The organism is Leifsonia sp. NPDC058248 (assembly GCF_042881905.1).
In the GTDB taxonomy this organism is placed as follows: Bacteria; Actinomycetota; Actinomycetes; order Actinomycetales; family Microbacteriaceae; genus Leifsonia.
Genome location: NZ_JBHVXB010000012.1, coordinates 33,532 through 56,356, shown reverse-complemented (window position 1 = coordinate 56,356; position 22,825 = coordinate 33,532). Strand labels below are relative to the sequence as shown.

General features: G+C 68.8%; 25 protein-coding genes, 1 tRNA gene and 1 pseudogene. 17 read left to right on the top strand and 10 right to left on the bottom strand.

Annotated elements, in window-relative coordinates:
* The first annotated feature begins 47 nt into the window (after positions 1-47).
* The gene (locus ACFVV5_RS17405; protein ID WP_387246599.1) at positions 48-1,010 is read left to right on the top strand and encodes a DMT family transporter; all 963 of its coding nucleotides are present in this window, start codon (positions 48-50) and stop codon (positions 1,008-1,010) included.
* Here ACFVV5_RS17405 and ACFVV5_RS17400 read toward each other — a convergent pair.
* The gene (locus ACFVV5_RS17400; RefSeq protein WP_387246597.1) at positions 994-1,551 is read right to left on the bottom strand and encodes a nitroreductase family protein; all 558 of its coding nucleotides are present in this window, start codon (positions 1,549-1,551) and stop codon (positions 994-996) included. The two genes, ACFVV5_RS17405 and ACFVV5_RS17400, sit on opposite strands and share 17 nt — an antisense overlap.
* Positions 1,548-1,949 carry a peptide-methionine (R)-S-oxide reductase MsrB gene (gene msrB / locus ACFVV5_RS17395; protein WP_387246595.1) on the bottom strand — a complete coding sequence of 134 codons (402 nt, stop codon included), beginning with the start codon at positions 1,947-1,949 and terminating at the stop codon, positions 1,548-1,550. Before msrB ends, ACFVV5_RS17400 begins: the two co-directional genes overlap by 4 nt.
* Before the next feature lie 220 nt (positions 1,950-2,169).
* Here msrB and ACFVV5_RS17390 point away from each other — a divergent pair, with 220 nt between their 5' ends.
* The 4 genes from ACFVV5_RS17390 to groL all read left to right on the top strand — a co-directional run bounded on the left by ACFVV5_RS17390 (position 2,170) and on the right by groL (position 5,245).
* Entirely contained in the window at positions 2,170-2,472 is a 303-nt protein-coding gene (locus tag ACFVV5_RS17390) for a DUF3263 domain-containing protein (protein ID WP_387246593.1), read from the top strand.
* Positions 2,473-2,486: 14 nt separating this feature from the next.
* Positions 2,487-3,035 (top strand): LytR C-terminal domain-containing protein, encoded by a 549-nt coding sequence (locus ACFVV5_RS17385; RefSeq protein ID WP_387246591.1) that lies wholly within the window; start codon positions 2,487-2,489, stop codon positions 3,033-3,035.
* A gap of 185 nt (positions 3,036-3,220) precedes the next feature.
* Positions 3,221-3,424: a cold-shock protein gene (locus ACFVV5_RS17380; protein WP_387246588.1), complete on the top strand. Its 204-nt coding sequence runs from the start codon at positions 3,221-3,223 to the stop codon at positions 3,422-3,424.
* Positions 3,425-3,625: 201 nt separating this feature from the next.
* Positions 3,626-5,245: a chaperonin GroEL gene (gene groL / locus ACFVV5_RS17375; protein WP_387246586.1), complete on the top strand. Its 1,620-nt coding sequence runs from the start codon at positions 3,626-3,628 to the stop codon at positions 5,243-5,245.
* A 175-nt stretch (positions 5,246-5,420) separates the two neighbouring features.
* Here groL and ACFVV5_RS17370 read toward each other — a convergent pair whose 3' ends face one another.
* Positions 5,421-7,133 carry a sensor histidine kinase gene (locus ACFVV5_RS17370; RefSeq protein ID WP_387246584.1) on the bottom strand — a complete coding sequence of 571 codons (1,713 nt, stop codon included), beginning with the start codon at positions 7,131-7,133 and terminating at the stop codon, positions 5,421-5,423.
* A gap of 46 nt (positions 7,134-7,179) precedes the next feature.
* A complete protein-coding gene (locus ACFVV5_RS17365; RefSeq protein WP_055895214.1) occupies positions 7,180-7,872 on the bottom strand; it encodes a response regulator transcription factor in 693 nt (230 codons plus the stop codon).
* A 124-nt stretch (positions 7,873-7,996) separates the two neighbouring features.
* On the opposite strand from ACFVV5_RS17365, the gene ACFVV5_RS17360 reads away from it, so the two are divergent.
* From ACFVV5_RS17360 to ACFVV5_RS17345, 4 genes are read left to right on the top strand one after another with little or no spacing between them, the layout of a single operon-like run.
* Positions 7,997-9,223, top strand: coding sequence for an NAD(P)/FAD-dependent oxidoreductase (locus tag ACFVV5_RS17360; protein WP_387246582.1), 1,227 nt, complete (start codon positions 7,997-7,999; stop codon positions 9,221-9,223).
* Positions 9,224-9,275: 52 nt separating this feature from the next.
* Positions 9,276-10,172: a dihydropteroate synthase gene (gene folP / locus ACFVV5_RS17355; protein ID WP_387246724.1), complete on the top strand. Its 897-nt coding sequence runs from the start codon at positions 9,276-9,278 to the stop codon at positions 10,170-10,172.
* Positions 10,165-10,920: a pyrimidine reductase family protein gene (locus ACFVV5_RS17350; RefSeq protein WP_387246580.1), complete on the top strand. Its 756-nt coding sequence runs from the start codon at positions 10,165-10,167 to the stop codon at positions 10,918-10,920. The genes folP and ACFVV5_RS17350 overlap by 8 nt, the downstream gene beginning before the upstream one ends.
* Positions 10,921-10,928: 8 nt before the next feature.
* Entirely contained in the window at positions 10,929-11,807 is an 879-nt protein-coding gene (locus ACFVV5_RS17345) for an aminoglycoside phosphotransferase family protein (RefSeq protein ID WP_387246578.1), read from the top strand.
* A gap of 99 nt (positions 11,808-11,906) precedes the next feature.
* Here the strand turns inward: ACFVV5_RS17345 and ACFVV5_RS17340 are convergent, their stop codons facing one another.
* The 3 genes from ACFVV5_RS17340 to ACFVV5_RS17330 are packed head-to-tail and all read right to left on the bottom strand — an operon-like array spanning position 11,907 to position 15,775.
* Positions 11,907-13,550, bottom strand: coding sequence for a DNA repair helicase XPB (locus tag ACFVV5_RS17340; protein ID WP_387246576.1), 1,644 nt, complete (start codon positions 13,548-13,550; stop codon positions 11,907-11,909).
* An 11-nt stretch (positions 13,551-13,561) separates the two neighbouring features.
* Positions 13,562-15,445, bottom strand: coding sequence for a helicase-associated domain-containing protein (locus ACFVV5_RS17335; protein WP_387246574.1), 1,884 nt, complete (start codon positions 15,443-15,445; stop codon positions 13,562-13,564).
* A gap of 27 nt (positions 15,446-15,472) precedes the next feature.
* Positions 15,473-15,775 carry a hypothetical protein gene (locus ACFVV5_RS17330; RefSeq protein ID WP_387246572.1) on the bottom strand — a complete coding sequence of 101 codons (303 nt, stop codon included), beginning with the start codon at positions 15,773-15,775 and terminating at the stop codon, positions 15,473-15,475.
* Positions 15,776-15,831: 56 nt separating this feature from the next.
* On the opposite strand from ACFVV5_RS17330, the gene ACFVV5_RS17325 reads away from it, so the two are divergent.
* Together ACFVV5_RS17325 and ACFVV5_RS17320 are read left to right on the top strand one after the other, a co-directional pair.
* A complete protein-coding gene (locus tag ACFVV5_RS17325) occupies positions 15,832-16,212 on the top strand; it encodes a cold-shock protein (RefSeq protein ID WP_387246571.1) in 381 nt (126 codons plus the stop codon).
* Positions 16,205-16,648: pseudogene (locus tag ACFVV5_RS17320) on the top strand (DUF3027 domain-containing protein); the annotation flags it as partial. The gene ACFVV5_RS17325 and the pseudogene ACFVV5_RS17320, both read left to right, overlap by 8 nt.
* A gap of 318 nt (positions 16,649-16,966) precedes the next feature.
* Here the strand turns inward: ACFVV5_RS17320 and ACFVV5_RS17315 are convergent.
* On the bottom strand, positions 16,967-17,200 hold the full coding sequence (locus ACFVV5_RS17315) for a DUF2530 domain-containing protein (RefSeq protein WP_387246569.1): 234 nt from the start codon (positions 17,198-17,200) through the stop codon (positions 16,967-16,969).
* Between the two features lie 12 nt (positions 17,201-17,212).
* On the bottom strand, positions 17,213-18,328 hold the full coding sequence (serC, locus tag ACFVV5_RS17310; protein ID WP_387246567.1) for a phosphoserine transaminase: 1,116 nt from the start codon (positions 18,326-18,328) through the stop codon (positions 17,213-17,215).
* Between the two features lie 121 nt (positions 18,329-18,449).
* Between serC and ACFVV5_RS17305 the strand changes: the two genes are divergently transcribed.
* From ACFVV5_RS17305 to ACFVV5_RS17285, 5 genes are all read left to right on the top strand, one after another.
* Positions 18,450-19,142, top strand: coding sequence for a metal-dependent transcriptional regulator (locus ACFVV5_RS17305; protein WP_387246565.1), 693 nt, complete (start codon positions 18,450-18,452; stop codon positions 19,140-19,142).
* Positions 19,143-19,360: 218 nt separating this feature from the next.
* On the top strand, positions 19,361-20,326 hold the full coding sequence (locus ACFVV5_RS17300; RefSeq protein ID WP_387246563.1) for a C40 family peptidase: 966 nt from the start codon (positions 19,361-19,363) through the stop codon (positions 20,324-20,326).
* Between the two features lie 332 nt (positions 20,327-20,658).
* Positions 20,659-21,156, top strand: coding sequence for an HNH endonuclease (locus tag ACFVV5_RS17295; protein ID WP_387246562.1), 498 nt, complete (start codon positions 20,659-20,661; stop codon positions 21,154-21,156).
* Between the two features lie 156 nt (positions 21,157-21,312).
* A tRNA-Arg gene (locus ACFVV5_RS17290) sits at positions 21,313-21,384 on the top strand.
* Between the two features lie 31 nt (positions 21,385-21,415).
* Entirely contained in the window at positions 21,416-21,847 is a 432-nt protein-coding gene (locus tag ACFVV5_RS17285; RefSeq protein ID WP_387246561.1) for a nitroreductase/quinone reductase family protein, read from the top strand.
* 35 nt (positions 21,848-21,882) lie between these two features.
* Here the strand turns inward: ACFVV5_RS17285 and ACFVV5_RS17280 are convergent, their stop codons facing one another.
* The gene (locus tag ACFVV5_RS17280; RefSeq protein ID WP_387246559.1) at positions 21,883-22,005 is read right to left on the bottom strand and encodes a hypothetical protein; all 123 of its coding nucleotides are present in this window, start codon (positions 22,003-22,005) and stop codon (positions 21,883-21,885) included.
* Positions 22,006-22,055: 50 nt separating this feature from the next.
* Here ACFVV5_RS17280 and ACFVV5_RS17275 point away from each other — a divergent pair, with 50 nt between their 5' ends.
* Positions 22,056-22,745: a hypothetical protein gene (locus tag ACFVV5_RS17275; protein ID WP_387246557.1), complete on the top strand. Its 690-nt coding sequence runs from the start codon at positions 22,056-22,058 to the stop codon at positions 22,743-22,745.
* Positions 22,746-22,825: the final 80 nt, after the last annotated feature.

Sequence of the window (22,825 nt, the reverse complement as noted above, 5' to 3'; positions counted from 1 at the left end):
CCGAACGCGGCGTTCGGATCGCGGCCTCGTCGCCCTAGGCTTGAGCGGTGACCCCGACGCCGAGTTCCCGCCTGCCCCTGTGGCTCGCGATCGTCTTCGCGGTGCTCTGCGGGGCGCTCGCCGCCGTCCAGTCCCAGATCAACGGCGAGCTCGGGAGGCGGCTCGGCGACGGGTTCGCCGCCGCGCTGATCTCCTTCGGGTCCGGCCTCGTGATCCTCATGATCGGGCTGGCCGTGGCTCCGGCCGGCCGTCGGGGGCTCGCCCGGGTCCGCACGGCGCTTCGTGACGGCGGACTCCGCTGGTGGTACGTGGGCGGCGGGGCGGCCGGCGCGTTCTTCGTGCTCTCGCAGAGCCTCACCGCGGCCGTCCTCGGCGTCGCCTTGTTCACCGTGGCCACAGTGGCCGGCCAGACGATCAGCGGACTCGTCTTCGACCGCATCGGGCTCGGCCCGGGCGGTCCCCGGCCGCTCAGTGCCCCGCGGGTCGTCGGTGCGGTCCTCGCGCTCTTCGCCGTCATCTGGGCAGTGTCGGGCCAGCTGGGAGGCGACGTCCCGGTCTGGATGCTCGTGCTCCCGCTCCTCGCCGGCCTCGGAATCGGCTGGCAGCAGGCGGTGAACGGCCAGGTGCGGGTGGTGGCGCAGAGCGCGCTCGCCGCGACCTTCGTCAACTTCGTGCTCGGCACGGCCGTGCTGCTCGTGCTGATGCTCGTGCACACGGCATTCGCGGGCTGGCCGAAGCCGCTGCCGCCGGAGCCGTGGCTCTACCTCGGAGGGGCGATCGGCTGCGTGTTCATCGGCGGTGTCGCGCTCCTCGTGCGCGTGACGGGCGTGCTCGTGCTCGGTCTGGCGACGATCGCCGGTCAGCTGCTCTCCGCGCTGCTGCTCGACCTGTTCGCGCCGAGCGCCGCGCATCCGGTGGCCTTCTCGACCGTCGCGGGAACCCTGCTCGCCCTCGTGGCCGTCGCGGTCGCGAGCATCCGGTGGCGGCGGCTGCCTACTCGAGTGCGCTGAGGAAGCGCCCGGGGTCGATGCTCTTGCGGTGACCTTCCTTCGAGTCCTCCGGGATGCCGCCGACGTACAGCCAGCCGAGCAGCCGCTCGTTCTTCACGAGGCCATGCATCTTGTGTACGGCTTTGGAGCGTGTGTGGTGGCCGGTGCGCCACATGACGCCCCAGCCGGCGTCGTGCAGGAGCAGGCTCAGGATGTGCGCGACACCCGACGCGACCGCGTCCTGCTCCCAGCCGGGCACCTTCTCGCTCTTCGTCCGCACCGACACGATCGCCAGCAGAAGCGACGAGCGCAGCGGCTTGGACGCGAGCTTCTCGGCGTCGGGGCCGGTCGCGCGGGCGTCCTTCACGAAGGCGTCCCCGAGCCGAACCCGTGCGGCTCCGCGGAGCTCGATGAGCCGCCACGGGTGCATGGCGCTGTGGTCCGCCACACGGCCGGCCGCGGCCACCAGCGCGAGGAGCTCCTCATGCGTGGGAGCCTGCTCCGTGACGCGCGAGTAGGAACGACGCCCGGCGACGGCGTCGACGATCGGCCGCACCGTCACTCGCCGGGAGTGAAGTTGAGCGAGATCGAGTTCATGCAGTAGCGGTCGCCGGTCGGCGTGCCGAAGCCGTCGTCGAAGACGTGGCCGAGGTGCGAACCGCAGGATGCGCAGCGCACCTCCGTGCGCACGACGCCGAGGCTGCGGTCCTCGAGGAGCTGGACCGCCTCGGGACGCACCGACTCGTAGAAGCTCGGCCAGCCGCATCCGGAGTCGAACTTCGTGCCGGACTTGAACAGCTCGGCGCCACAGGCGGCACAGGTGTAGAGGCCGGCGCGGCCCTCGTCGAGGAGCTCGCCGGTCCACGGACGCTCCGTCGCGGCCTCGCGGAGGACGGCGTACTGCTCGGGGCTGAGCTCCTCGCGCCACTCATCGTTGCTCTTGGTGACGTCGTAGTTCATGGCGGGGTCCTTTCGTCAGACACAACCCTAAACGGACGGACCCGCGTCCCTGTTCCCGGTTCCGTCCTCTATTACGCGCCACGTCCGCGGTTCGAGGTTCGCGGCGACCTGCCGCAGGGCTTGGGGCAACACACAGAATCGCGCGGATAGCATGTCCCCGAGCAGCGGGAAGACGGCGGCGGAGAGATACGGCAGCGATCAACGGCGGCAACGGAAGGGCGTGAGGGTGGCGAACGCGGCAGACGACCGGGCATCCGCCGGCCATCCCGACACCGGGCTGAGCGAGCGCGACGCGGCGATCCTCGCCTTCGAGCGCCAGTGGTGGCGTCACGCCGGCGCCAAGGAGCAGGCCATCCGCGAGGAGTTCGGCCTGTCCGCGGCACGGTACTATCAGCTGCTTGGGGCGTTGATCGACTCGCCCGCTGCCCTGCAGCACGACCCGATGCTCGTCAAGCGGCTCCAGCGACTGCGTGAGGCACGCCTGGCCGCCAGAAGCACCCGGACGCTTGCGTCCGACGACTGAGGACCACCGACACGATGGCTGAGAAGTACCCGAAGGACCGTTTCGACACGATCCCCGACGATCTGCACCGCGTCGGCGCCCACCGCGCGCCACGACCGAAGGGCCGCGGCTGGATCGGGTTCGGCTGGGCGGCGCTCGCCACGGTGGTGCTGGTGGGGCTCGGGGTCTTCGGGCTGTCGCTGGTCGACGGTGGGAACTCGTTCACAGGCAAGCTCGGCTCGCCGAGCGCCACACCGACGAAGACTCCGACCCCGACTCCGACCATCACCCCGACGGTCAACCCCGCGCTCTCGGTCAACGTCTTGAACGGAACCGCCACGGCGGGCCTCGCCAACAAGGTGGGCGACACCCTCCAGGCCGCGGGCTGGAAAGTGGGCGCGCGCGCCAACGCCAGCGACAACAACCTCACGCAGACCGTCGTCTACTACTCCGACCCGAAGAACCAGGCGGCAGCTCTCGGCGTCGTGCAGTCCCTGCCGGGGGCGAAGATCGCCGTGACGCAGGACTACGTGGAGACGGGCGCCGATCTGACGGTCGTCGTCGGCAGCGACTACAAGGGCTGATCCCCGCCGCCGGGGCCGACGGAACCGGTCCATGTTTCATGCGTGTTTAACTTCCAACGAATTCTCGTCATTTCCCGTTCGAATCCCGTAATCACTGGTGATTACTTGGAATGAAAGCATTAGTATCTGGATTCAACGCGCCGGTGATGGGCCGTCGCTACGAAACACAGCAATGGGAGTAATGCATGGCGAACGGAACCGTGAAGTGGTTCAACGCTGAGAAGGGCTACGGCTTCATCACCGTCGAAGGTGGGGGACAGGACGTTTTCGTTCACTACTCCGCGATCGACATGAGCGGCTACAAGGTCCTCGAGGAGGGCCAGCAGGTCGTATTCGAAGTCGGCAGCGGCCAGAAGGGCCCGCAGGCCGAGTCGGTGCGTCCGGCGTAGCACGCAGCAACCAACCAAGGAATGAGCGCCGCCCTCCCGAGGGGCGGCGCTCTTCTGTCTGCTGAGCTCTTCTGTCTGCTGACAGGGGACTCGCCTTGCACTCTCCAGCCCCGAGTGCCAGAATCGCTTTTAGCACTCCATCTGATCGAGTGCTAACTATTCGCATCTTTCGCAGACGTCCGGGAGGGACGAGAAACAACCATGGCAAAGATCATTGCTTTCAACGAGGACGCGCGCCGCGGCCTCGAGCGTGGCCTGAACATCCTGGCCGACACCGTGAAGGTGACGCTTGGCCCGCGCGGTCGCAACGTCGTGCTCGAGAAGAAGTGGGGCGCCCCCACGATCACCAACGACGGCGTCTCGATCGCCAAGGAGATCGAGCTCGACGACCCCTACGAGAAGATCGGCGCCGAGCTCGTCAAGGAGGTCGCCAAGAAGACCGATGACGTGGCCGGCGACGGAACCACCACGGCCACCGTGCTCGCACAGGCCCTGGTCAAGGAAGGCCTCCGCAACGTGGCCGCCGGTGCCGACCCCATCACCCTGAAGCGTGGCATCGAGAAGGCCGTCGCCGCTGTGACGACCGAGCTCATCGCCAACGCCAAGGAGGTCGAGACCAAGGAGGAGATCGCCGCCACCGCGTCCATCTCCGCCGGCGACGCCGAGATCGGCGACCTGATCGCCGAGGCCATCGACAAGGTCGGCAAAGAGGGTGTCGTCACCGTCGAGGAGTCGAACACCTTCGGCACCACCCTCGAGCTCACCGAGGGCATGCGCTTCGACAAGGGTTACCTCAACCCGTACTTCGTCACCGACCCCGAGCGCCAGGAAGCGGTCTTCGAAGACCCGTACATCCTGATCGCCAACCAGAAGATCTCGAGCATCAAAGACCTGCTCCCGATCGTCGACAAGGTGATCCAGGCCAACAAGCAGCTCCTGATCATCGCGGAGGACGTCGACGGCGAGGCTCTGGCCACGCTCGTCGTGAACAAGATCCGCGGCATCTTCAAGTCGGTCGCCGTCAAGGCCCCCGGCTTCGGCGACCGCCGCAAGGCGCAGCTGCAGGACATCGCGATCCTCACCGGCGGCCAGGTCATCTCCGAGGAGATCGGCCTCAAGCTCGAGAACGCGACGCTCGACCTGCTCGGTTCGGCCCGCAAGGTCATCGTCACCAAAGACGAAACCACGATCGTCGAAGGTGCCGGCGACGCTGAGCAGATCGCGGGACGCGTGTCCCAGATCCGCAAGGAGATCGAGAACACCGACAGCGACTACGACCGTGAGAAGCTGCAGGAGCGCCTGGCGAAGCTCGCCGGCGGTGTTGCGGTCATCAAGGCCGGAGCGGCCACCGAGGTCGAGCTCAAGGAGCGCAAGCACCGCATCGAAGACGCCGTGCGCAATGCCAAGGCCGCCGTCGAAGAGGGCATCGTCGCCGGTGGTGGCGTCGCCCTCATCCAGGCCGGCAAGACCGCCTTCGAGAAGCTCGAGCTGACCGGCGACGAGGCGACGGGCGCGAACATCGTGCGTGTCGCCATCGAGGCCCCGCTCAAGCAGATCGCGATCAACGCAGGCCTCGAGGCCGGCGTCGTCGTCGAGAAGGTCCGCAACCTCCCGGTGGGCCACGGCCTCAACGCCGCGACCGGCGAGTATGTCGACATGCTCGCCGCCGGCATCAACGACCCGGTGAAGGTCACCCGCTCGGCGCTGCAGAACGCGGCGTCCATCGCGGGCCTGTTCCTCACCACCGAGGCCGTCGTCGCCGACAAGCCGGAGAAGAACCCGGCCCCGGCCGGCGACCCGACCGGCGGCATGGACTTCTAAGTCTCACCGCAGCACCTGAAGGGGCGTCTCCTCGCGGAGGCGCCCCTTCTGCGTGCCCGGGTGCTCCAGGCCACTGGGACGCCTCACGCAATCGAGTCCGGAGTTGCTGGGTCGAAGCGAGCGATTTCGACCCAACAACTCCGGACTCGATTGCGGGGAGGCGCCCCCGGCGCCGTCAGCTCGCCGGGAGGCCCGTCTCGGGTGTGGCTGCGAACCGGGCCAGCGGCAGCGAGATCCGGAACGTGGCGCCGCCCCCTTCGGTCTCCACGACCTCGACGGTGCCGTTGTGGGCGGCGATGATCGACGACACGATCGCGAGGCCGAGACCGCTTCCGCCGGTCTCGCGGGTCCGCGACGTGTCGGCCCGCCAGAAGCGCTGGAAGATCTTCTCGCGGATCTGCGGCGGGATGCCCTCGCCGTGGTCGCGCACCTCGAGGATCGCACGTTCGGTCTGGTGGTTGACCTGCACCACGATCTCGATCGGGCTGTCGTTGTTCGTGAAGCGCAGCGCGTTGCCCATCAGGTTGGTCACCACCTGACGGATCTTGTTCTCCTCCGCCATCACGATCGCGGGCTCGGCCGCCGGCACCTGCGGGAGCAGCACCTGCTCGGCCGTCTCCACCTGGAGGGTCGAGCCGGCGCGCCGCGGGCGGCGGCTGCGGAGGCGTGCGATCGTCGCCCCGGCGAACGAGATCGGCCCGGTCGAGCTGGACGCTTTCGCGGCGGGCTCGGGGACGGCCATCGGCACCGTGTCGAGGCCCGGCTCGTCCGCTTGGACACGGGGGCGCAGGATGGCGTCGGGGGTCAGCACCGTGACGACGCGTCCGGGAGAGCCGGCCATCGCATCCATAGCGGCGTCGCGCGCGATCGGCACGAGGTCGACCGGATGCAGGTCGAGCGGTTTGGTCTCGTCGAGTCGCGCGAGCTCCAGGAGGTCTTCGACGAGGACACCCATGCGGATGGCCTCCTTCTCGATGCGGTCCATCGCCTGGGCGACGTCTTCGGGCGTCTGGAGGGCGCCCATCCGGTACAGCTCGGCGTAGCCGCGGACAGAGACGAGCGGGGTGCGCAGCTCGTGGCTGGCGTCGCCGACGAACCGGCGCATCTGGTCGATGGTCCTGGCGCGGTCGTTGAAGGCGCGGTCGATGCGGTTCAGCATCGTGTTGAGCGAGCGGTTGAGGCGGCCGACCTCGGTGTTGGGGGTGGCGCCGCCGAGCCGCTGGCTGAAGTCTCCGTCGGCGATGGATGCCGCCGTCTCCTCGACCGCGCGCAGCGGGGCGAACGTCGTGGTCACGAGCATCCGGGTGAGACCGGCGCCCACGATGACCACGATGACGCCGAAGCCGAGGAAGATCGCCAGGAAGCTCGCCATCACCGTGTCGATCTGGCCGGTGGACGTGGCCACGATCGCGGTGCCGAGCGAGCCGGCGGGCGTCGTCAGCGTGACGGTCTGGGTGAGCGCGCGGTAGATCGTGTGGCCGTCTTTGCTCGGCAGGTTGATCGCGCCCTGCTGGCTCCACTGCTTGCCGTCGGCCAGGTTGAGGGACTTCGGGACGGCCGGGCGACGCGCCCCCGGGATGTTCTCCCAGTTGGCGCGCACCAGCTTGCCGCCCGAGTCGTAGAGCGCCGCGAAGTAGTTCGAGGAGCTCCCGTCGGACGCGATCTTGTCACTGTCCGAGCTGCTGCCGTAGAGGTAGGCGTTGAGGTTGTTCGGCTGCGAGGCGGCGTTGAGCTGGGCATCCAGCTGGTTGAGCAGCACGGGCTTGAGCATCGCCATCGTTCCGATGCCCGTGACGAGCAGTCCGAGCGTCAGCATCAGCACGGTCACGCCGGTGATCTTGGTGCGGAGGGAGATCGCGTTCCAGCGATCGAGTAGGCGTGCGTGCATCAGGCCGCCAGTTTACGAAAGCAAGCTGTGGCCATGGTGTGCGCGGTCAGACCTTTGCAGCCTTGAGCATGTACCCGAACCCGCGCTTGGTCTGGATGAGCGGCTCGCTCGAGTGCGCGTCCACCTTGCGGCGCAGGTACGAGATGTAGGACTCGACGATGCCGGCGTCCCCGTTGAAGTCGTACTCCCAGACGTGGTCGAGGATCTGCGCCTTGCTGAGCACCCGGTTGGGGTTGAGCATCAGGTAGCGGAGCAGCTTGAACTCGGTGGGGCTGAGCTCGATCGCGGTGTCGCCGACGAACACCTCGTGGGTGTCCTGGTCCATCGTCAGCTCGCCGGCACGGATGACGGCGTCTTCGTCGGCCTGCATCGTGCGGCGCAGGATGGCCTTGATGCGGGCGACGATCTCGTCGAGGCTGAACGGTTTCGTCACATAGTCGTCGCCACCGACGGTGAGGCCGGTGATCTTGTCTTCGGTGTCGTCCTTCGCCGTGAGGAACAGGATCGGCGCGGTGTAGCCGGCGCCGCGCAGGCGCTTGGTGACTCCGAAGCCGTTCATGTCGGGGAGCATCACGTCGAGGATGATCAGGTCGGGCTCCTCTTCGAGGACCGCGGAGATGGCTTGAGCACCGTTGCCGACCGCGCGCACGGCGAACCCGGCGAAGCGGAGGCTGGTGGTGAGAAGATCGCGGATGTTGGGCTCGTCGTCGACGATGAGAATACGGGGTCCGGCGTTCATGCAGACCAGTATCTGCGCGTTAGCTGAATCCAACCTGTGAGTCCACGGTGTGCCGTGAGTACATGGCTCTGGCGAGGCCGGTGTGAACGGTGGATGCTGAGAGGACACGCGCAAGGAGGACGCCATGCCCACACCCACCGTCATCATCGCCGGGGCCGGTCTCGCGGGAGCGACCACCGCCACCCAACTGCGCGAGCGCGGGTACGAGGGCCGCATCCTCCTCCTCGGCGCCGAGGCGCACCACCCGTACATCCGCCCGCCGCTGTCGAAGGAGTACCTCAAAGGCGACGCCGAGAGGTCCGAAGCGTTCGTGCATCCGGATGACTGGTACGCGCAGCACGACGTCGAATTCCTGCCGGAGACGATGGCCGGCTCGTTCGACGGACCGGCCCACGAGTTGTTCGTCGCCGGAGGCAGCCGGCTCACCTTCGACAGCCTGGTGCTCGCGACCGGTGCGAGCCCGCGGCGCTTGACGGTCCCCGGGGCGGGCCACGGCGCGGTGTTCGTGCTGCGCACCATCGACGAGAGTGAATGGCTGCGCGCGGCCCTGGCGATCGGCGGCCGCCGCGTGGTGATCGTCGGCTCGGGTTGGATCGGGCTGGAGGTCGCCGCCGCCGCCCGCGGATACGGCAACGAGGTGACGGTGCTCGGACACTCCGCGGTCCCCCTCTCGGCGGCGATCGGCGTGCAGCTCGGCCGGATGTTCGAGCAGCTGCACCGCGACAACGGGGTCGAGTTCCGCAACGGAGCCTCCGTGGTCGCCATCGACGGCAGCGACGAAGGCCCGCGGGAGGTCGTCACGAGCACGGGGGAGCGGCTGCCGGCGGACATCGTGGTCGTCGGCGTGGGAGCGGCGCCCAACACACTGGTCGGCGAGCGCTCCGGGCTGCGGCTCGGGAACGGCATCCTGGTCGACGCCGGGATGCGCGCCAGCGCGGAAGACGTCTACGCGGTCGGAGACGTGGCCGACCCGTACCTCCGGGCCATCGGCCGGCACCTGCGCAACGAGCACTGGGCGAACGCCATCGCGGGCGGCACGGTCGCCGCACGCAGCATCCTGGGGGAGGACGCGGCCTACGACGACATCCCGTACTTCTACTCCGACCAATACGATCTGGGCATGGAGTATTCGGGTTACGCGCCGCTCGCGGCCGACGCCGAGGTCGTCATCCGCGGCGACGAGGGGGCGCGCGAGTTCATCGCGTTCTGGCTGCACGACGACCGCGTGGTGGCCGGGATGAACGTGAATGTGTGGGACGTCAACGAAGAGGTCCAGCGGCTGATCCGCGAGGGCGTCCGGGTCACCCGCGAGCGCCTGACCGACGAGAGCGTGGACCTTGCCTCCCTCTGACGCCCGCCCGGACGCCCAGCCCGTCCGCACCATGCAGCCCGACGCCCACCCCATGTACCTGCCGCCCCTCCGCTTCCCCGTCCGCACCATCGGCGCCCGCACCTTCGACTTCTCACGCCAGGTCGCCGTCATGGCCGTGGTCAACCGCACGCCCGACTCGTTCTTCGACCAGGGCCGCACCTTCGTGCTCGACCGCGCGGTCGCCGCCGGCTTCGAGGCGGTCGAGAACGGCGCCGACTGGGTGGACATCGGCGGGGCTCCGTTCGCTCCCGGCGCACCCATCCCGGTGGAGGAGGAGGCCGAACGGGTGTTGCCCGTCATCGCCGAGCTGCGCGCGGGATCAGACGTCGTGATCTCGGTCGACACGTTCCACGCCGAGATCGCCCGTGCGGCGATCGAGGCGGGCGCGACGGTCATCAACGACACCACCGGCCTCAGCGACCCGAGGCTCCTCCCGGTCGTCGCCGACAGCGAGGCGACGCTGGTGATCACCCACAGCCTCGCCGCTCCGCGCACGAGCTACCCGCGCCCGCACTACGACGACATCGCCCGCGAGGTCGCCGAATTCCTGGCCGACCGTGTCGAGAGGGCGATGGCCGCGGGCATCCCGGAGGACCGCCTGGTGATCGATCCCGGCCACGATCTCAACAAGAACACCCTGCACTCGTTGGAGCTGACCCGGCGGCTGAGCGTGATCGCCGACCTGGGCCTCCCGACCCTCGCCGCGGTGTCCAACAAGGACTTCATCGGCGAGACCCTCGACGCCGACCGCACGGAGCGGCGCGAAGGGTCCATCGCCGCCGCCGTAGTGTCGATCGTGAACGGCGCCCGCATCATCCGGATGCACGATGTGATTGCCTCCGTCGCTGCGGCGCGCATGACCGCGGCGATCCTCGGGCTGCGCGAACCCGCCTACCTCCGCCACAACCTGGGAGACGCGAATGACTGAACCCACCATCGGCAAAGTGCTTCCGCCGCCCGTCGTCGACGAACTCAGCGACGACGACATCGCCGCGCTCTACTCCGTGGGGGCCGACGAACTGCCCTGGGTGCGCGTGAACTTCGTCACCAGCGTCGACGGCGCTGCCACCCACGAGGGTCTGTCGGAGGGTCTCTCCAACGGGGCGGACCAGCGCGTGTTCGGCATCCTGCGCCGCCTCTGCGACGTGGTCGTGGTCGGAGCGGGCACGGTGCGCGCTGAGGGCTACAGCGCGATGCGGGTCGACGAGGCATCGATGCGCGCGCGGGTCGCGAACGGCCTGACCGAGCATCCGGTGTTCGCGATCGTGTCGGCCAGCCTGGACCTCGACCCGGCGAGCCCGATCTTCACGGATGCGCCGGAGCGCCCGATCGTCCTCACCACCGAGATCGCCCGCCCCGACTTCCGTGAGGCGCTGGCCGAGGTGGCGGACGTCATCGTGTGCGGCCACGAACGCGTGGAGGCGGATGTCCTGGTGCGGGTGCTCCGCGAGCGCGGTCTGGGCCGCATCCACTGCGAGGGAGGGCCGCATCTGTTCGGCGACCTGATCGCGGCGGTCGAGCTCGACGAGCTGTGCCTCACGATGAGCCCGCGGCTGGAGGCCGGCGTCGCCACGCGTATCTCCGCCGGAGCGTCGCCGATCGCGCCGGTCGGCCTGCGTCTCGCGCACGCCCTGGTCTCCGGCGACACGCTGCTGCTGCGGTACGTCCGCGGATGACGTCTGCTATGCCCGCCGCTGCGACGTTCGACCGCGGGAGCATCGACCCCGCTTTGGCGCGCCGCCTGGTCGACGCGCAGCTCCCGGAGTGGCGCGGGCTGAGCATCCGGCCGGTCGAGCTGGACGGGTGGGACAACCGCACCTACCGCTTGGGCGACGCGCTGAGCATCCGGATGCCCACCGGAGCCTGGTACGCCCAGCAGGTGGCCAAGGAGCACCGCTGGCTGCCGCAGCTCGCCCCGGTGCTGCCGGTGCGGATCCCGGAGCCCGTCGCGCTGGGCGAGCCGGGGGAGGGGTACCCGTTCCCGTGGTCGGTGTACCGCTGGCTCGACGGTGAGCCCGCGGCGACGGCCGGTCTGGGTGACCCCGTGGCCTTCGCGGAGGCGGTGGGCGGCTTCCTCGTGGCGCTGCGGGGTGCGGATGCCCGGGGCGGTCCGGCACCGGGCGAGCACAACTTCTTCCGTGGGGACCCTCCCGGCGTGTACGCCGAGGAGACGCATCGCGCGATCGCGGCCCTCGGGGACGAGATCGACGCCGGCCGGGCGCGGCGGATCTGGGCGGACGCCGAGGCTTCGCGCTGGGAGGGCGAGCCGGTGTGGTTCCACGGGGACATCGCGGTCGGCAATCTGCTGGTGCTCGACGGGACGCTGTCGGCTGTGATCGATTTCGGGACCTCGGGGGTCGGCGATCCGGCGTGCGACCTGGTGCTCGCGTGGACGGCGCTCGAGGGGGATGCGCGTGAGGCGTTCCGTCGCGCCGTCGGTCTCGACGAGGCGACGTGGGCGCGCGGGCGGGGCTGGGCGCTGTGGAAGGCGCTCATCGTGCTGGCCGAGGATCGCACCTCGGCCGAGGCGCGCCGCACGCTCGGCCGTCTGCTCGGCGGCTAGCGCCGCCGCGCGCCCGCGGCCTGCGCGCCCGCCGATTCGTGCCAAAAGTGCGGTTCGGCACCGTCTGAACCGCACTTTTGGCACGAATCCTCGGCGGCCTCAGGCGGCCGCGAGCGCGTGCGCGTCGAGGATCGTGTAGCTGTAGCCCTGCTCCGCGAGGAACCGCTGCCGGTTCTGCGCGAAGTCCTGGTCGACCGTGTCGCGCGAGACCAGCGTGTAGAAGTTCGCCGAGAGGCCGGACTCCTTGGGGCGCAGCAGCCGTCCGAGGCGCTGGGCCTCCTCCTGGCGCGAGCCGAACGATCCCGAGACCTGGATCGCCACCGTCGCCTCCGGAAGGTCCACCGAGAAGTTCGCCACCTTGCTCACGACGAGCACCGGCGTGCGTCCCTCGCGGAACTCCTGATACAGCCGTTCGCGCTCGTCGACCGGCGTCGCCCCGGTGAGCTTGGGAGCATCCAGGGCCTCGGCGAGCTCGTCGATCTGGTCGAGGTACTGCCCGATCACCAGGATGCGCTCCCCGGCATGCCGGTCGACCAGCTGCCGCACCACGCCCAGTTTCGCCGGGGCCGTCGCCGCGAGGCGGTAGCGCTCGTCGTCCGCGGCCGCCGCGTATGTCAGCCGTTCCGACTGCGGCAGGTCGATGCGCACCTCGTAGCAGGACGCCGGCGAGATGAAGCCCTGCGCCTCGATCTCCTTCCAGGGCGCGTCGAAGCGTTTCGGCCCGATGAGGCTGAACACGTCGCCTTCGCGGCCGTCCTCGCGCACCAGCGTCGCCGTCAGCCCGAGGCGGCGTCGCGCCTGCAGCTCGGCGGTGAGCTTGAACACCGGCGCCGGCAGCAGGTGCACCTCGTCGTAGACCACGAGGCCCCAGTCCATCGCGTCGAGCAGCGCCAGGTGCGCGTACTCGCCTTTCCGTTTGGCGGTGAGGATCTGGTAGGTCGCGATCGTGACCGGCCGGACCTCTTTGACCTGTCCCGAGTACTCGCCGATCTCCTCCGCGGTGAGCGACGTGCGCTTGATCAGCTCGTCGCGCCACTGCCGGGCCGAGACCGTGTTCGTCACGAGGATGAGCGTGGTCGTCTTCGCGGTCGCCATCGCGCCGGCGCCCACCAGCGTCTTTCCCGCGCCGCAGGGCAGCACCACCACCCCGGACCCGCCGTCGAAGAAGTTGTCGACCGCCTTGTTCTGGTAGTCGCGCAGCTTCCAGCCGTCTTCGACCAGGTCGATCGGGTGCGGTGTCCCCGGGGTGTAGCCCGCGAGGTCCTCGGCCGGCCAGCCCAGCTTCACCAGCTCCTGCTTGAGCTGCCCCCGCGCCCACGCCTCGACCACGAAGGTCGTGTCATCCCGCCGTTCGAGCAGCAGCGGCGAGATGCGCTTTGCCCCGGCCACCTCGGTGAGCACGGCCAGGTCGTCCGACCTCAGCAGCAGCACGCCCTCGTCGTCGCGTTCGATGACCAGCCGTCCGTAGCGGGCGACGGTCTCCGTCATGTCCACCGAGACCGTCTGCGGGATGGGGAACTTCGAGTACCGCTCGAGGGTGGTCAGCATGTCGTCGGCGGTGTGGCCGGCGGCGCGCGCGTTCCAGAGCCCGAGCCGGGTGATCCGGTAGGTGTGGATGTGCTCCGGAGCCCGTTCCAGCTCGGCGAAGACAGCGAGGTCGTGCCGGGCATCCTCCGCGGCCGGATGTGCGACCTCCAGCAGGACGGTGCGGTCGCTTTGGACGATCAGGGGGCCATCGGACATAACGGATGAGTCTACGCCCCGGATGCTCCCAGATCGGTGGGCCGGATGCCCGTGACACTCGACAGCGGCAGCGTGCGCTCGATGTCGGCCGCCCGGTCGCGTCCTCGCAGCCGGCCACCGCCCACCCCGGTCGGCTCGAGCACGTACTCGATCTGCCGGCCGTCGGGCAGCGCCACGTCCACGATCACGGTCTGCTTCGCCCGGATGGCCAGGTCGAGCTGGCGGGCCAGCCACTGTTCGCCGGTGCTGCCGTCTTCGGTGGTCTCCGCCTCGCGCAGGCGTGTGATCAGCTCGGCGAAGGGCGCCGTCCGCGCCGGGGTGCGCGGCTGCACCACACGATGCCGGCGCACGCTCACGATCCGTCCCCGCGCATCCTCGGCCGCCACCGGGTAGCGTGCGTCGCTTAGCGCCCAGAACACGACGTCGCGGGTGAACCGGCTCTCCAGGGTGTCCAGCGCCGTGTGCGTGAGGCCGAGCGAGCTGAGCGTCTGGTCGACCTCGATGGTCCGCAGCAGCCCCTGGTCGGCCGACACGACGGCCGAGCGCGACCGCGAGTTCGCCTCGTCGAGGTCGCGCACGCGCACCCGTCCGTAGCGCTCCGCAGCGTCGCTGATCAGGTAGTCGAGCGGCTGGGGAACGCCCGTCAGCGAGATCTCGGCCAGAAACGCCCGGATGCTCTCCGCGGACTCACCCGCGGTGATGGCCCGGTTGATGCTCGCCGCCGAGAAGCGGAACGTCGACGCCAGTGCGCGGCTCTCGACGTCGGCCATCTCGCGGAGCCGCGCGTCGATCGCCGGCTCCAGCGGGCCGGGCGCGACGACCGTGAGGTCGTGCTGCAGGTAGACCTTGTCGACCTCGGCCGGGAAGAGGTCGGTGAAGACCGCGGCAGCCGCATCCGGGCCCTTCTCGACCAGCTCGGTGCCGGCGGTGCTGGGCGCCTGGTGGGCCGTGATGCCGAGCCATTCCGCGTCGCGCAGGTAGGAGGTGACCCGTTCCTGCGCGGCGTCGCGTCCGGCCGGGTACAGCCACGCGACGTATTCGCGCAGGCTCTCACCCCAGGCGGCTCGGGAACGGTTGGACAGGATGGCGCGCAGGTCGTCGGGGAGGGCATCCTGCCACGACTGGGCGAGCGAGCGCCAGCGCCGCACGCTGGGGGCGTGCTGCCACGCGGCGGCGGAGTCGGTCGGCAGCCAGAGGGCGTCCTCGACCGCGACGAGTCCGGCGCGCGAGGCGACCGAGACCACCGTCGGCACGGCCGACACGTCGATGGCGAGAGCACCGGCGATGCGTTTGGTCGCCGGCAGCGCGAGACCGCCCTTCTGCAGCTCTTTCGCCCCTTCGCGGCCGAGCTCCGCGATGAGCTCGGAGACGGATGCTCCCGCTTCGAACGCGCGTTCGGCCGAGAGCCGGTCGGTGAACCGGCGTTCCGTGTCGGGGACGGACGCGAGGGCCGGGGGAGCCGGAGTCTCGAGCAGAGCGTTCGGCGACGGCAGGCCCAGGCTCGGCCAGGTGGACAGCTGCTCCCCGACGGCGTCGTAGATCGCGTAGCCGTCGGCCGACTTCTCGGCCAGCAGGTCGTCGGTCACGGCCTCCAGCGCGTCGCGGGCGAGGGCGGGCGACATCGAGGGTGTCGCGGGCGCCGCGGCGAGCCGCTCGGCGACGGCCTCCGGCTGCACGGGCCCGGATGCGGTGCTCAGCACCACGAGCACCGCCAGCCGGCCGCGGTCCAGCCCGGCGAGCACCCGCTGGACCGAGTCCCGGTCGAGGAGGGCGTCGGCGAGGTCGAAGAAGTCGGAGACCCCCTGGCGGCGGAAGGTGCGGGGTGCGAGCGCAGTGGAGAGCGCGTCGTCGGGCATCCCCCGCAGACGCGCTGCGAGGGCGAGCGTGTTCGTCATCGCCGCTCAGCCTGTCCGGCAGCCGCTCTAGCGCTTGCCCTTGCCGGGGTCGACGGCCGGCCGCGCGGCCTTCGCCGCCTTGCCGCGGGCTCGCGCCGAGACGATCAGCAGGACGATCAGCAGAATGAACGCGATCGGCAGGGCGATTAGGGGGAGGAGGAAGACCGTCGGCCAGATCCCCTGACCGCCGCCCTGCTGCGCGAAACCGCCTGCGGCCGTGCCGATCAGGATGGCGACGATGCACAGTAAAGAGACCACGACGAGCGCGGCGACGATGTACGAGAGGATGCGCTGGACGCGGCTTGCCGCTTGCGGGGTCTGTTGGGTCACGAAATCAAGGATAATTGAGGTTGGTCATACGATCCCCCATGTGAAATGAGGTTCCCATGCCAACCGGCAAGGTCAAGTTCTACGACGACGAGAAGGGTTTCGGCTTCATCAGCTCCGATGACGGCCAGGAAGTCTTCCTGCACGCCTCGGCTCTGCCTGCCGGCACCGTTGTGAAAGCGGGCACCCGCCTGGAGTTCGGCATTGCCGACGGCAAGCGCGGAGCGCAGGCGCTCTCGGTGCGCGTGCTCGACGCTCCGCCCAGTCTGGTGAAGCTGAGCCGCAAGTCGGCCGACGACATGGCGGTCATCGTCGAAGACCTGGTGAAGCTGCTCGACGGCATCGGCTCCAACCTCAAGCGAGGCAAGTACCCCGACAAGGCCCACGGCGCGAAGATCGCTGCCGTGCTCCGACGGGTCGCGGACGACCTGGATGCCTGACACCGAGCCGGCCGAGCCGGCTGAGTGGACCGAGGCGGGCGAGTTCGAGGCGGGCGACCCCGAGGCTGACGCACCCGAGGCTGACGCGCCCGAGGCTGAGGCGACCCCGGCGGAGCCGTCGGGGCCGCCCGTGCCCGACGACGTCCTGCTGGCGTCGGTCGGACTCGCGCGCGCGGCGCTGCTGGAGATCACTCCGGCCTCGACCGTCGGCGCGCCCGTCGGCCACTTCGTCGAGGGCGAGCACGTCCTCTCCCTGCTGTTCGAGTGCACCCTCCCCGGCTACCCGGGCTGGAACTGGACCGTCACCGTCTCGCGCATCGACGACGAGTCGGAGCCGAGCGTGCTCGAGGCCGAGCTGATGCCCGGCGACCGCGCACTGCTCGCGCCCGACTGGGTGCCGTGGTCGGAGCGGCTCGCCGAGTACCAGGCCTCCCAGGAGGCTCTGCAGGCCGCGGCAGCGGAAGCCGGCGAGGGCGACGAGCCGGATGACGACGACGAGTCGGATGACGACGACGAGACCTTCGACGACGAGACGGACGACGAAGACGACGACGAAGACGACGACGACGCGGACGTGCACGATCTGCACCTCGACGACATCGACGGCATCGACATCGAGAGCGCCGACGCCGCTTATGACGAGGAGACCGACGACGACGCCGATCTCGATCTGCCGGCCGAGGAGGCCGCCGCACTCGACGACGAGTCGGACGACGAGTCGGACAACGACGAGTCGGACGAAGACGACCTCGACTCAGCGCCGCTTGACGGTGAGGTAGACGAGCCCGACGACGCCGAGGACGAGTCCGATGACGACGGTCCAGAGCCACCAGCCGTCTCCGGCGGCGGCGAGCTGCTGCCGGAAGACGAGCACCAGCACGAGGGCGATCAGCCACAGGCCTAGCCCCACGAGCACGGCCTTCCGGTCGTCCGTCTTGACGGGCACCGGATCGGGCCGTCGCTCGCTGTCGCGCAGCCAGAGTCGCATCGGAGGCTCCGGTCAGCCCAGCTGCCCGACCACGAACTCGATCGAGCCGATGAGCTTGCGCACATCATCCGGTTCGATCGCGGTGAACGTGGCGACGCGCAGCTGGTTGCGGCCCAGCTTGCGGTAGGGCTCGGTGTCGACGATGCCGTTGGCGCGCAGCGTCTTGGCCACGGCGGCCGCGTCGATCGCGTCGTCGAAGTCGATCGTCACGACCACCTGCGAGCGGTGCTCCGGGTTCGTCACGAACGGGGTGGCGTAGTCCACGCTCTCGGCCCAGTCGTACAGCGCGTTCGACGACTCGGCGGTGCGCGCGGATGCCCACGACAGACCGCCGTTGCCGTTCATCCACTCGACCTGGTTCTCGAGCAGCAGGAGAGTGGAGAGCGCCGGAGTGTTGAGCGTCTGGTTGAGTCGCGAGTTGTCGATCGCGTTCTTGATGCTCAGGAACTCCGGGATGTAGCGTCCGCTCGCGGCGATGCGCTCGACGCGCTCGATCGCCGCGGGGGAGAAGAGGGCGAGCCAGAGGCCGCCGTCGGAGGCGAAGTTCTTCTGGGGGGCGAAGTAGTAGATGTCGGACTCGCTCGCATCGATGTCGACGCCGCCGGCGGCGCTGGTCGCGTCGATCACGGTGAGCGCGCCCTCGTCGCCGTGCACCCGTCGCACCGGCGCCATCACACCGGTCGAGGTCTCGTTGTGCGGCCACGCGTACACGTCGACGCCCTCGACCACCTCGACCTCGCTGCGCGAGCCGCCGGGAGCCTCGATCACGTGCGGAGCATCCAGCCACGGTGTCTTCGCCGCCGCGGCGAACTTGCCGCCGAACTCGCCGAACACGAGGTTCTCACTGCGCTTCTCGATGAGCGAGAACGCCGCCGCGTCCCAGAACGCGGTCGAGCCGCCGTTGCCGAGCACGACCTCGTAGCCGTCGGGAAGGCGGAACAGGTCGCTCAGACCCTTGCGCACGCGCCCGACCAGGTTCTTGACCGGAGCCTGCCGGTGGGAGGTGCCCAGCAGCTCCGCACCGGGACCCGCCAGGTAGGCGACCTGCTCGGAGCGGATCTTGGAGGGTCCGCACCCGAATCGACCGTCGGCGGGCAGCAGCTCAGTGGGAATGGTCACATCCGGCATATCCAGAGTCTATTGGCTGTTAGGGGTCATGACGGCCCGTGAAGCGGGCCCTGCAACGTGCTGTCACCCGCAGCAAGTAGGCTCTGTTGGACGCAATGCGCGCAAGCAAGTGGAGGGGTCCATGACCGATCTGATCGACACGACCGAGATGTACCTTCGCACCATCCTGGAGCTGGAGGAAGACAACATCGTTCCTCTGCGCGCGCGCATCTCGGAGCGTCTCGGTCACTCGGGTCCCACCGTCTCGCAGACGGTCGGACGAATGGAGCGCGACGGTCTCGTCGTGGTGTCGGGCGACCGTCACCTCGAACTGACCGGCGATGGGCGCCGCAAGGCTGTTCACGTCATGCGCAAGCATCGCCTCGCGGAGCGACTGCTGAGCGACGTCATCCAGCTCGAGTGGGAGTACGTGCACGAAGAGGCGTGCCGCTGGGAGCACGTGATGAGCGAGCAGGTCGAGCGCAAACTGCTCACCATGCTGGGTCACCCCACGGTGTCGCCGTACGGCAATCCGATCCCCGGGCTCGACGAGCTCGGCGAGGTCGACTCGACGCCCACGACGCAGGGTCTGATCAACCTCGTCGACCTGGTCGAGGGTCCCAATTCAGGGGCCACTGCCAGCATCCGTCGCCTGGGCGAGCCCGCGCAGGTCGATCCGGAGCTGCTCCTCCAGCTCAAGCAGGCGGGTGTTTTTCCCGGCTCGACCGGCACTTTCACCTCTGCAGGCTCCTACGTCATCGTGCAGATCGACGGCTTCGAGAACGGCCTCGAACTGCCCAATGAACTCGCTGCGCACATCTTCGTCGACGCCTGAATTCCGTTACCGAGTCGTTAAGAAGCTCGCAAAGCATGTGACAAACGGGGTACAACTCCCGTAGTCTCTTACGAGTTCAAAGGGCCAGAAGCCGGCCACTGGACCCGGGCCAAGACGCTCCACCCCCCATTACCGTCTCTTGGCTCGCGAAACCGAAGCTATAAGCATCCGGGACGGGGCAGCTACCTAGTGCTGTTGGAGCGCAGGAGGTTTATACCTTGACGCAATTAGGTACGCCCGGTTCTGAAGAGAACCTCCCGAACAATCCGAACCCCTCCCGTTCCACCGACATCGTCTCCCGCCGCTCGCTTCGTGCGTCGCAGGCGCAGACGAGTGCGCGGTCGAGTGCGCCCGGCGCGGTCGCGTCGTCCACCGCCACGCGGGCCGCGAAGTCGCCGACCACCAAGCCGCAGAGCACTGTCGCTCCCCGCTCGGCCGGCACGGATGCGCCCAAGAAGGGCACGAAGAAGGTCAAGGGCGGCGTCATCAACGTCGCGGTCATGACCCTCGCCGCCGGCCTCATCGCCACGATGGCGATCCCGGCCTACGCCTTCAATCCCGCCGGCGCCAACGACGCCCAGTTCAAGACCTCCGCCATCGACGGCATGAAGAAGGCTCAGCCGCAGTCCGTCGCCGTGTCGCAGACCGTCACCGCCTCCGCCGTCTCCCGTGAAGCAGCCGGCGCCACCACGCAGGCACAGCTCGACGCGCAGAAGGAGGCCAAGGCCGCTCAGGCAGCCGCCGAGGTCGCCCGCCAGCAGGCCGCCGTGCAGCTCACCAACTACGCCGCCAGCTACTCCGGCCCGTCGGTCACCGACTTCCTCGCGAACCCGCCGTACCCGAACTTCAGCCTCCCGCAGGTGTTCTCGGTCGCGCAGCAGTACATCGGCACGCCGTATGTCTTCGGAGGCTCCACGCCGGCCGGCTTCGACTGCTCGGGCTACGTCATGTTCGTGTACGCCCAGTTCGGCGTCTCCCTGCCGCACTCGGTGTCGGGCCAGGCCGCCCTGGGCAAGCGCATCTCGATTCAGGATGCCGTGCCCGGCGACATCGTCATCATGCCCGGCCACGACGGCTTCTACGCCGGAAACGGCAACATCATGGATGCTCCCGACACCGGTCGCAGCATCTCGATCCGCCCGATCTGGACCAGCGACTACTACATCGTGCGCTTGGGCATCTGAGCGAACAGCGTGTGAACTCTGCGAAGTGCAGAGGGGGAACGGCGTGCCACGAATATGTGGTACGCCGTTTCTGCGTTACTCTGATGCCCTGACACCGTGAGAGATCCGGGAGATCCGATGGTAGAGCTGCGCAGCGTCACCTCTGTGGTGGAGCGCGGCCACTTCGCTCTCCGTCACCACGACTTTCTGGCCTGCCGCCACCATTGCGTGGCCTGCCGCCGCCATGCCGCGGCTTCGCTGGGCGCTGTCCTCTCGGACAGTGCCCTTTTTCTTTGGCCCCGTCCGCGGGTGTCCAGCACATCGTCCCTCCCCGGATTGCTGGAAGGTCTGAGATGAGAACACTGGTCCTCAACGCCGGCTATGAGCCGCTCGCCGTGGTGTCCTTCAAACGCGCACTGGTCCTTGTCATGAATCAGAAGGCCACCGTCGTGGCCATCGACCAAGACCACCCCGTCTGGGGCATCTGTGAGAGCTACGAGAGACCGTCCGTGATCCTCCTCACCCGCTACGTCCGCATCCCGCGCGGCCGCACTGTTCCGGTGAGCCGCCGCGGCGTCCTGCGACGGGATGCCCACCGCTGCGCCTACTGCGGCAAGTCCGCCAGCACCATCGACCACGTGCAGCCGCGTTCGCGGGGCGGAGCCGACAGCTGGGAGAACTTGGTCGCCTGCTGCCTGCGCTGCAACAACGTCAAGGGCGACCGCACCCCCGGCGAGATGGGCTGGTCGCTGCGCATCAGCCCCCGCGTGCCCCACGACGCCTCCTGGGTCGTGCGCGGCGTCGAGGGCGCCGCCCCCGAGTGGCAGGACTTCCTGGCGCCTGCTGCTTGAGTGACGGCGGGGTGGTGCTGTGTCGTGCCGTCGTTGGCGATTCGTTCTGAAAGCGCGGTTCGGGGCTCGCTCAACCGTGCTTTTCGCACGAATGCTCGGCCGTCGGTCGCGTCTCGCGCGGGCGCGCGAGGCGCCTCCGGTAAACTCGACGGGTCAGCCTCTGTAGCTCAATGGAAGAGCAGTTCCGTCCTAAGGAAATGGTTGGGGGTTCGAGTCCCTCCAGGGGCACACTTTAAGGCCAAGGATCAAGGACGCACGCGTGACCGAACGCCGCTACGACAGCTTCAACGACCCGATCATCGCGGAGTTCCGCGCGAACGACGGCACGGTGACCTCGCGCGGGTTCGGCCGCAGCCTGGTGCTCCTGCATCACATCGGCGCGAGGAGTGGCATCGAGCGGATCACCCCGGTCATGCAGATCCCGACGGATGACGGCGGCTGGCTTATCGCGGCGTCCAAAGCGGGGGCGGATGAGCACCCGGCCTGGTATCACAACCTGCTCGCGCATCCGGATATCCTCGTCGAGCTTCCGGATGAGGGCGAGCTGCAAGTCCATGTGGCAGAGCTCAAGGGAGCCGAGCGCGACGCGGCGTGGGCGAAGTTCACTGCCCGCAGCCCGGGGTTCAAGAGCTACGAAGCGCGCACGATGCGAACGATCCCTGTATTGAAGCTGACCCGCCGAGTCGGCTAGCGCTCGAACCAGCGATCACCGGCGCATTTTTGGTCTCAGCACCCGAGTGCGTCCGCCCACTCGTTGCACGTCATCCGGTGGCCTTTCGGGTATTCGAAACGCAACGGGCCGATCAGAGTGACGCCATCGACGACGATGCAGTAATCACGCAGATGCATGATGTAGAATCTCAATCTGGTATTTATCATGCCACCTGAAAGGAACCAGTATGCAGCTCACAAAGCGCATTTCCGCCCTTACCGCCGGGGCCATCGCCGTCCCGGCTCTCCTCTTCGCCGGCGTCGCGCCCGCGAACGCGGCCGTCGTCAACCCGGCCGTCGCAGTGACCACCCCGGCCACCGCGGCCGTCAACCAGAAGCCGCTCGTCTCCGTGAAGGTCACGAGCAACGGCGTCCCGGTCGCTGGCGAGTCGGTCACCCTGACCGTCGACCAGACCGCGGTCGCTGTCTTCGGTGCCGCGTCCAAGTCGATCACCTCGAAGACCGACGCGTCCGGCGTGTTCAATGCCGCGAACATCCTGACCATCAAGAAGGCCGGCACCGTCACCGTCACCGCGACGAGCAACGGAATCTCGAGCACGAGCACCATCTCCGTCGCGCCGTCCACCAGCACCAGCACCAGCACGCTTGCATGGGACGCCGCGAACCTGACCGTCGCGCCGAACTCCTCGGCTCTGTCGGTCCGCGTCAAGGCCACTCCCGTGACCGGCACCGTCAACCCGACGCGCCTGTACTTCACCTATACCGGTGACGTCTCCGGCCCGGCGAGCGGCCCGGTCAACAGCGGCCTCGCCGTCGTCCTCGCCGGCGTGAAGGTCGGCCCCAACGGCGGAACCATCACCGCCGTTGCCCCGGGCGGCAAGTTCAACGACGCCGTGCTGACGATCGCGACTCGCTGAGTCCCGCACTCCAGCGCACCAAGGGCGCCTCACTCGCAGAGTGGGGCGCCCTTCGCCGCCGTGGCGAACTAATCCAGCGC

Excerpts from the sequence above, each read along its gene's own strand:
- msrB (WP_387246595.1), bottom strand. The coding sequence starts at position 1,949 with ATGAACTACGACGTCACCAAGAGCAACGATGAGTGGCGCGAGGAGCTC.
- ACFVV5_RS17385 (WP_387246591.1), top strand. The coding sequence starts at position 2,487 with ATGGCTGAGAAGTACCCGAAGGACCGTTTCGACACGATCCCCGACGAT.
- ACFVV5_RS17380 (WP_387246588.1), top strand. The coding sequence starts at position 3,221 with ATGGCGAACGGAACCGTGAAGTGGTTCAACGCTGAGAAGGGCTACGGC.
- groL (WP_387246586.1), top strand. The coding sequence starts at position 3,626 with ATGGCAAAGATCATTGCTTTCAACGAGGACGCGCGCCGCGGCCTCGAG.
- ACFVV5_RS17370 (WP_387246584.1), bottom strand. The coding sequence starts at position 7,133 with ATGCACGCACGCCTACTCGATCGCTGGAACGCGATCTCCCTCCGCACC.
- ACFVV5_RS17365 (WP_055895214.1), bottom strand. The coding sequence starts at position 7,872 with ATGAACGCCGGACCCCGTATTCTCATCGTCGACGACGAGCCCAACATC.
- ACFVV5_RS17360 (WP_387246582.1), top strand. The coding sequence starts at position 7,997 with ATGCCCACACCCACCGTCATCATCGCCGGGGCCGGTCTCGCGGGAGCG.
- folP (WP_387246724.1), top strand. The coding sequence starts at position 9,276 with ATGTACCTGCCGCCCCTCCGCTTCCCCGTCCGCACCATCGGCGCCCGC.
- ACFVV5_RS17350 (WP_387246580.1), top strand. The coding sequence starts at position 10,165 with ATGACTGAACCCACCATCGGCAAAGTGCTTCCGCCGCCCGTCGTCGAC.
- ACFVV5_RS17345 (WP_387246578.1), top strand. The coding sequence starts at position 10,929 with ATGCCCGCCGCTGCGACGTTCGACCGCGGGAGCATCGACCCCGCTTTG.
- ACFVV5_RS17340 (WP_387246576.1), bottom strand. The coding sequence starts at position 13,550 with ATGTCCGATGGCCCCCTGATCGTCCAAAGCGACCGCACCGTCCTGCTG.
- ACFVV5_RS17335 (WP_387246574.1), bottom strand. The coding sequence starts at position 15,445 with ATGACGAACACGCTCGCCCTCGCAGCGCGTCTGCGGGGGATGCCCGAC.
- ACFVV5_RS17325 (WP_387246571.1), top strand. The coding sequence starts at position 15,832 with ATGCCAACCGGCAAGGTCAAGTTCTACGACGACGAGAAGGGTTTCGGC.
- ACFVV5_RS17315 (WP_387246569.1), bottom strand. The coding sequence starts at position 17,200 with ATGCGACTCTGGCTGCGCGACAGCGAGCGACGGCCCGATCCGGTGCCC.
- serC (WP_387246567.1), bottom strand. The coding sequence starts at position 18,328 with ATGCCGGATGTGACCATTCCCACTGAGCTGCTGCCCGCCGACGGTCGA.
- ACFVV5_RS17305 (WP_387246565.1), top strand. The coding sequence starts at position 18,450 with ATGACCGATCTGATCGACACGACCGAGATGTACCTTCGCACCATCCTG.
- ACFVV5_RS17295 (WP_387246562.1), top strand. The coding sequence starts at position 20,659 with ATGAGAACACTGGTCCTCAACGCCGGCTATGAGCCGCTCGCCGTGGTG.
- ACFVV5_RS17280 (WP_387246559.1), bottom strand. The coding sequence starts at position 22,005 with ATGCATCTGCGTGATTACTGCATCGTCGTCGATGGCGTCACTCTGATC.
- ACFVV5_RS17275 (WP_387246557.1), top strand. The coding sequence starts at position 22,056 with ATGCAGCTCACAAAGCGCATTTCCGCCCTTACCGCCGGGGCCATCGCC.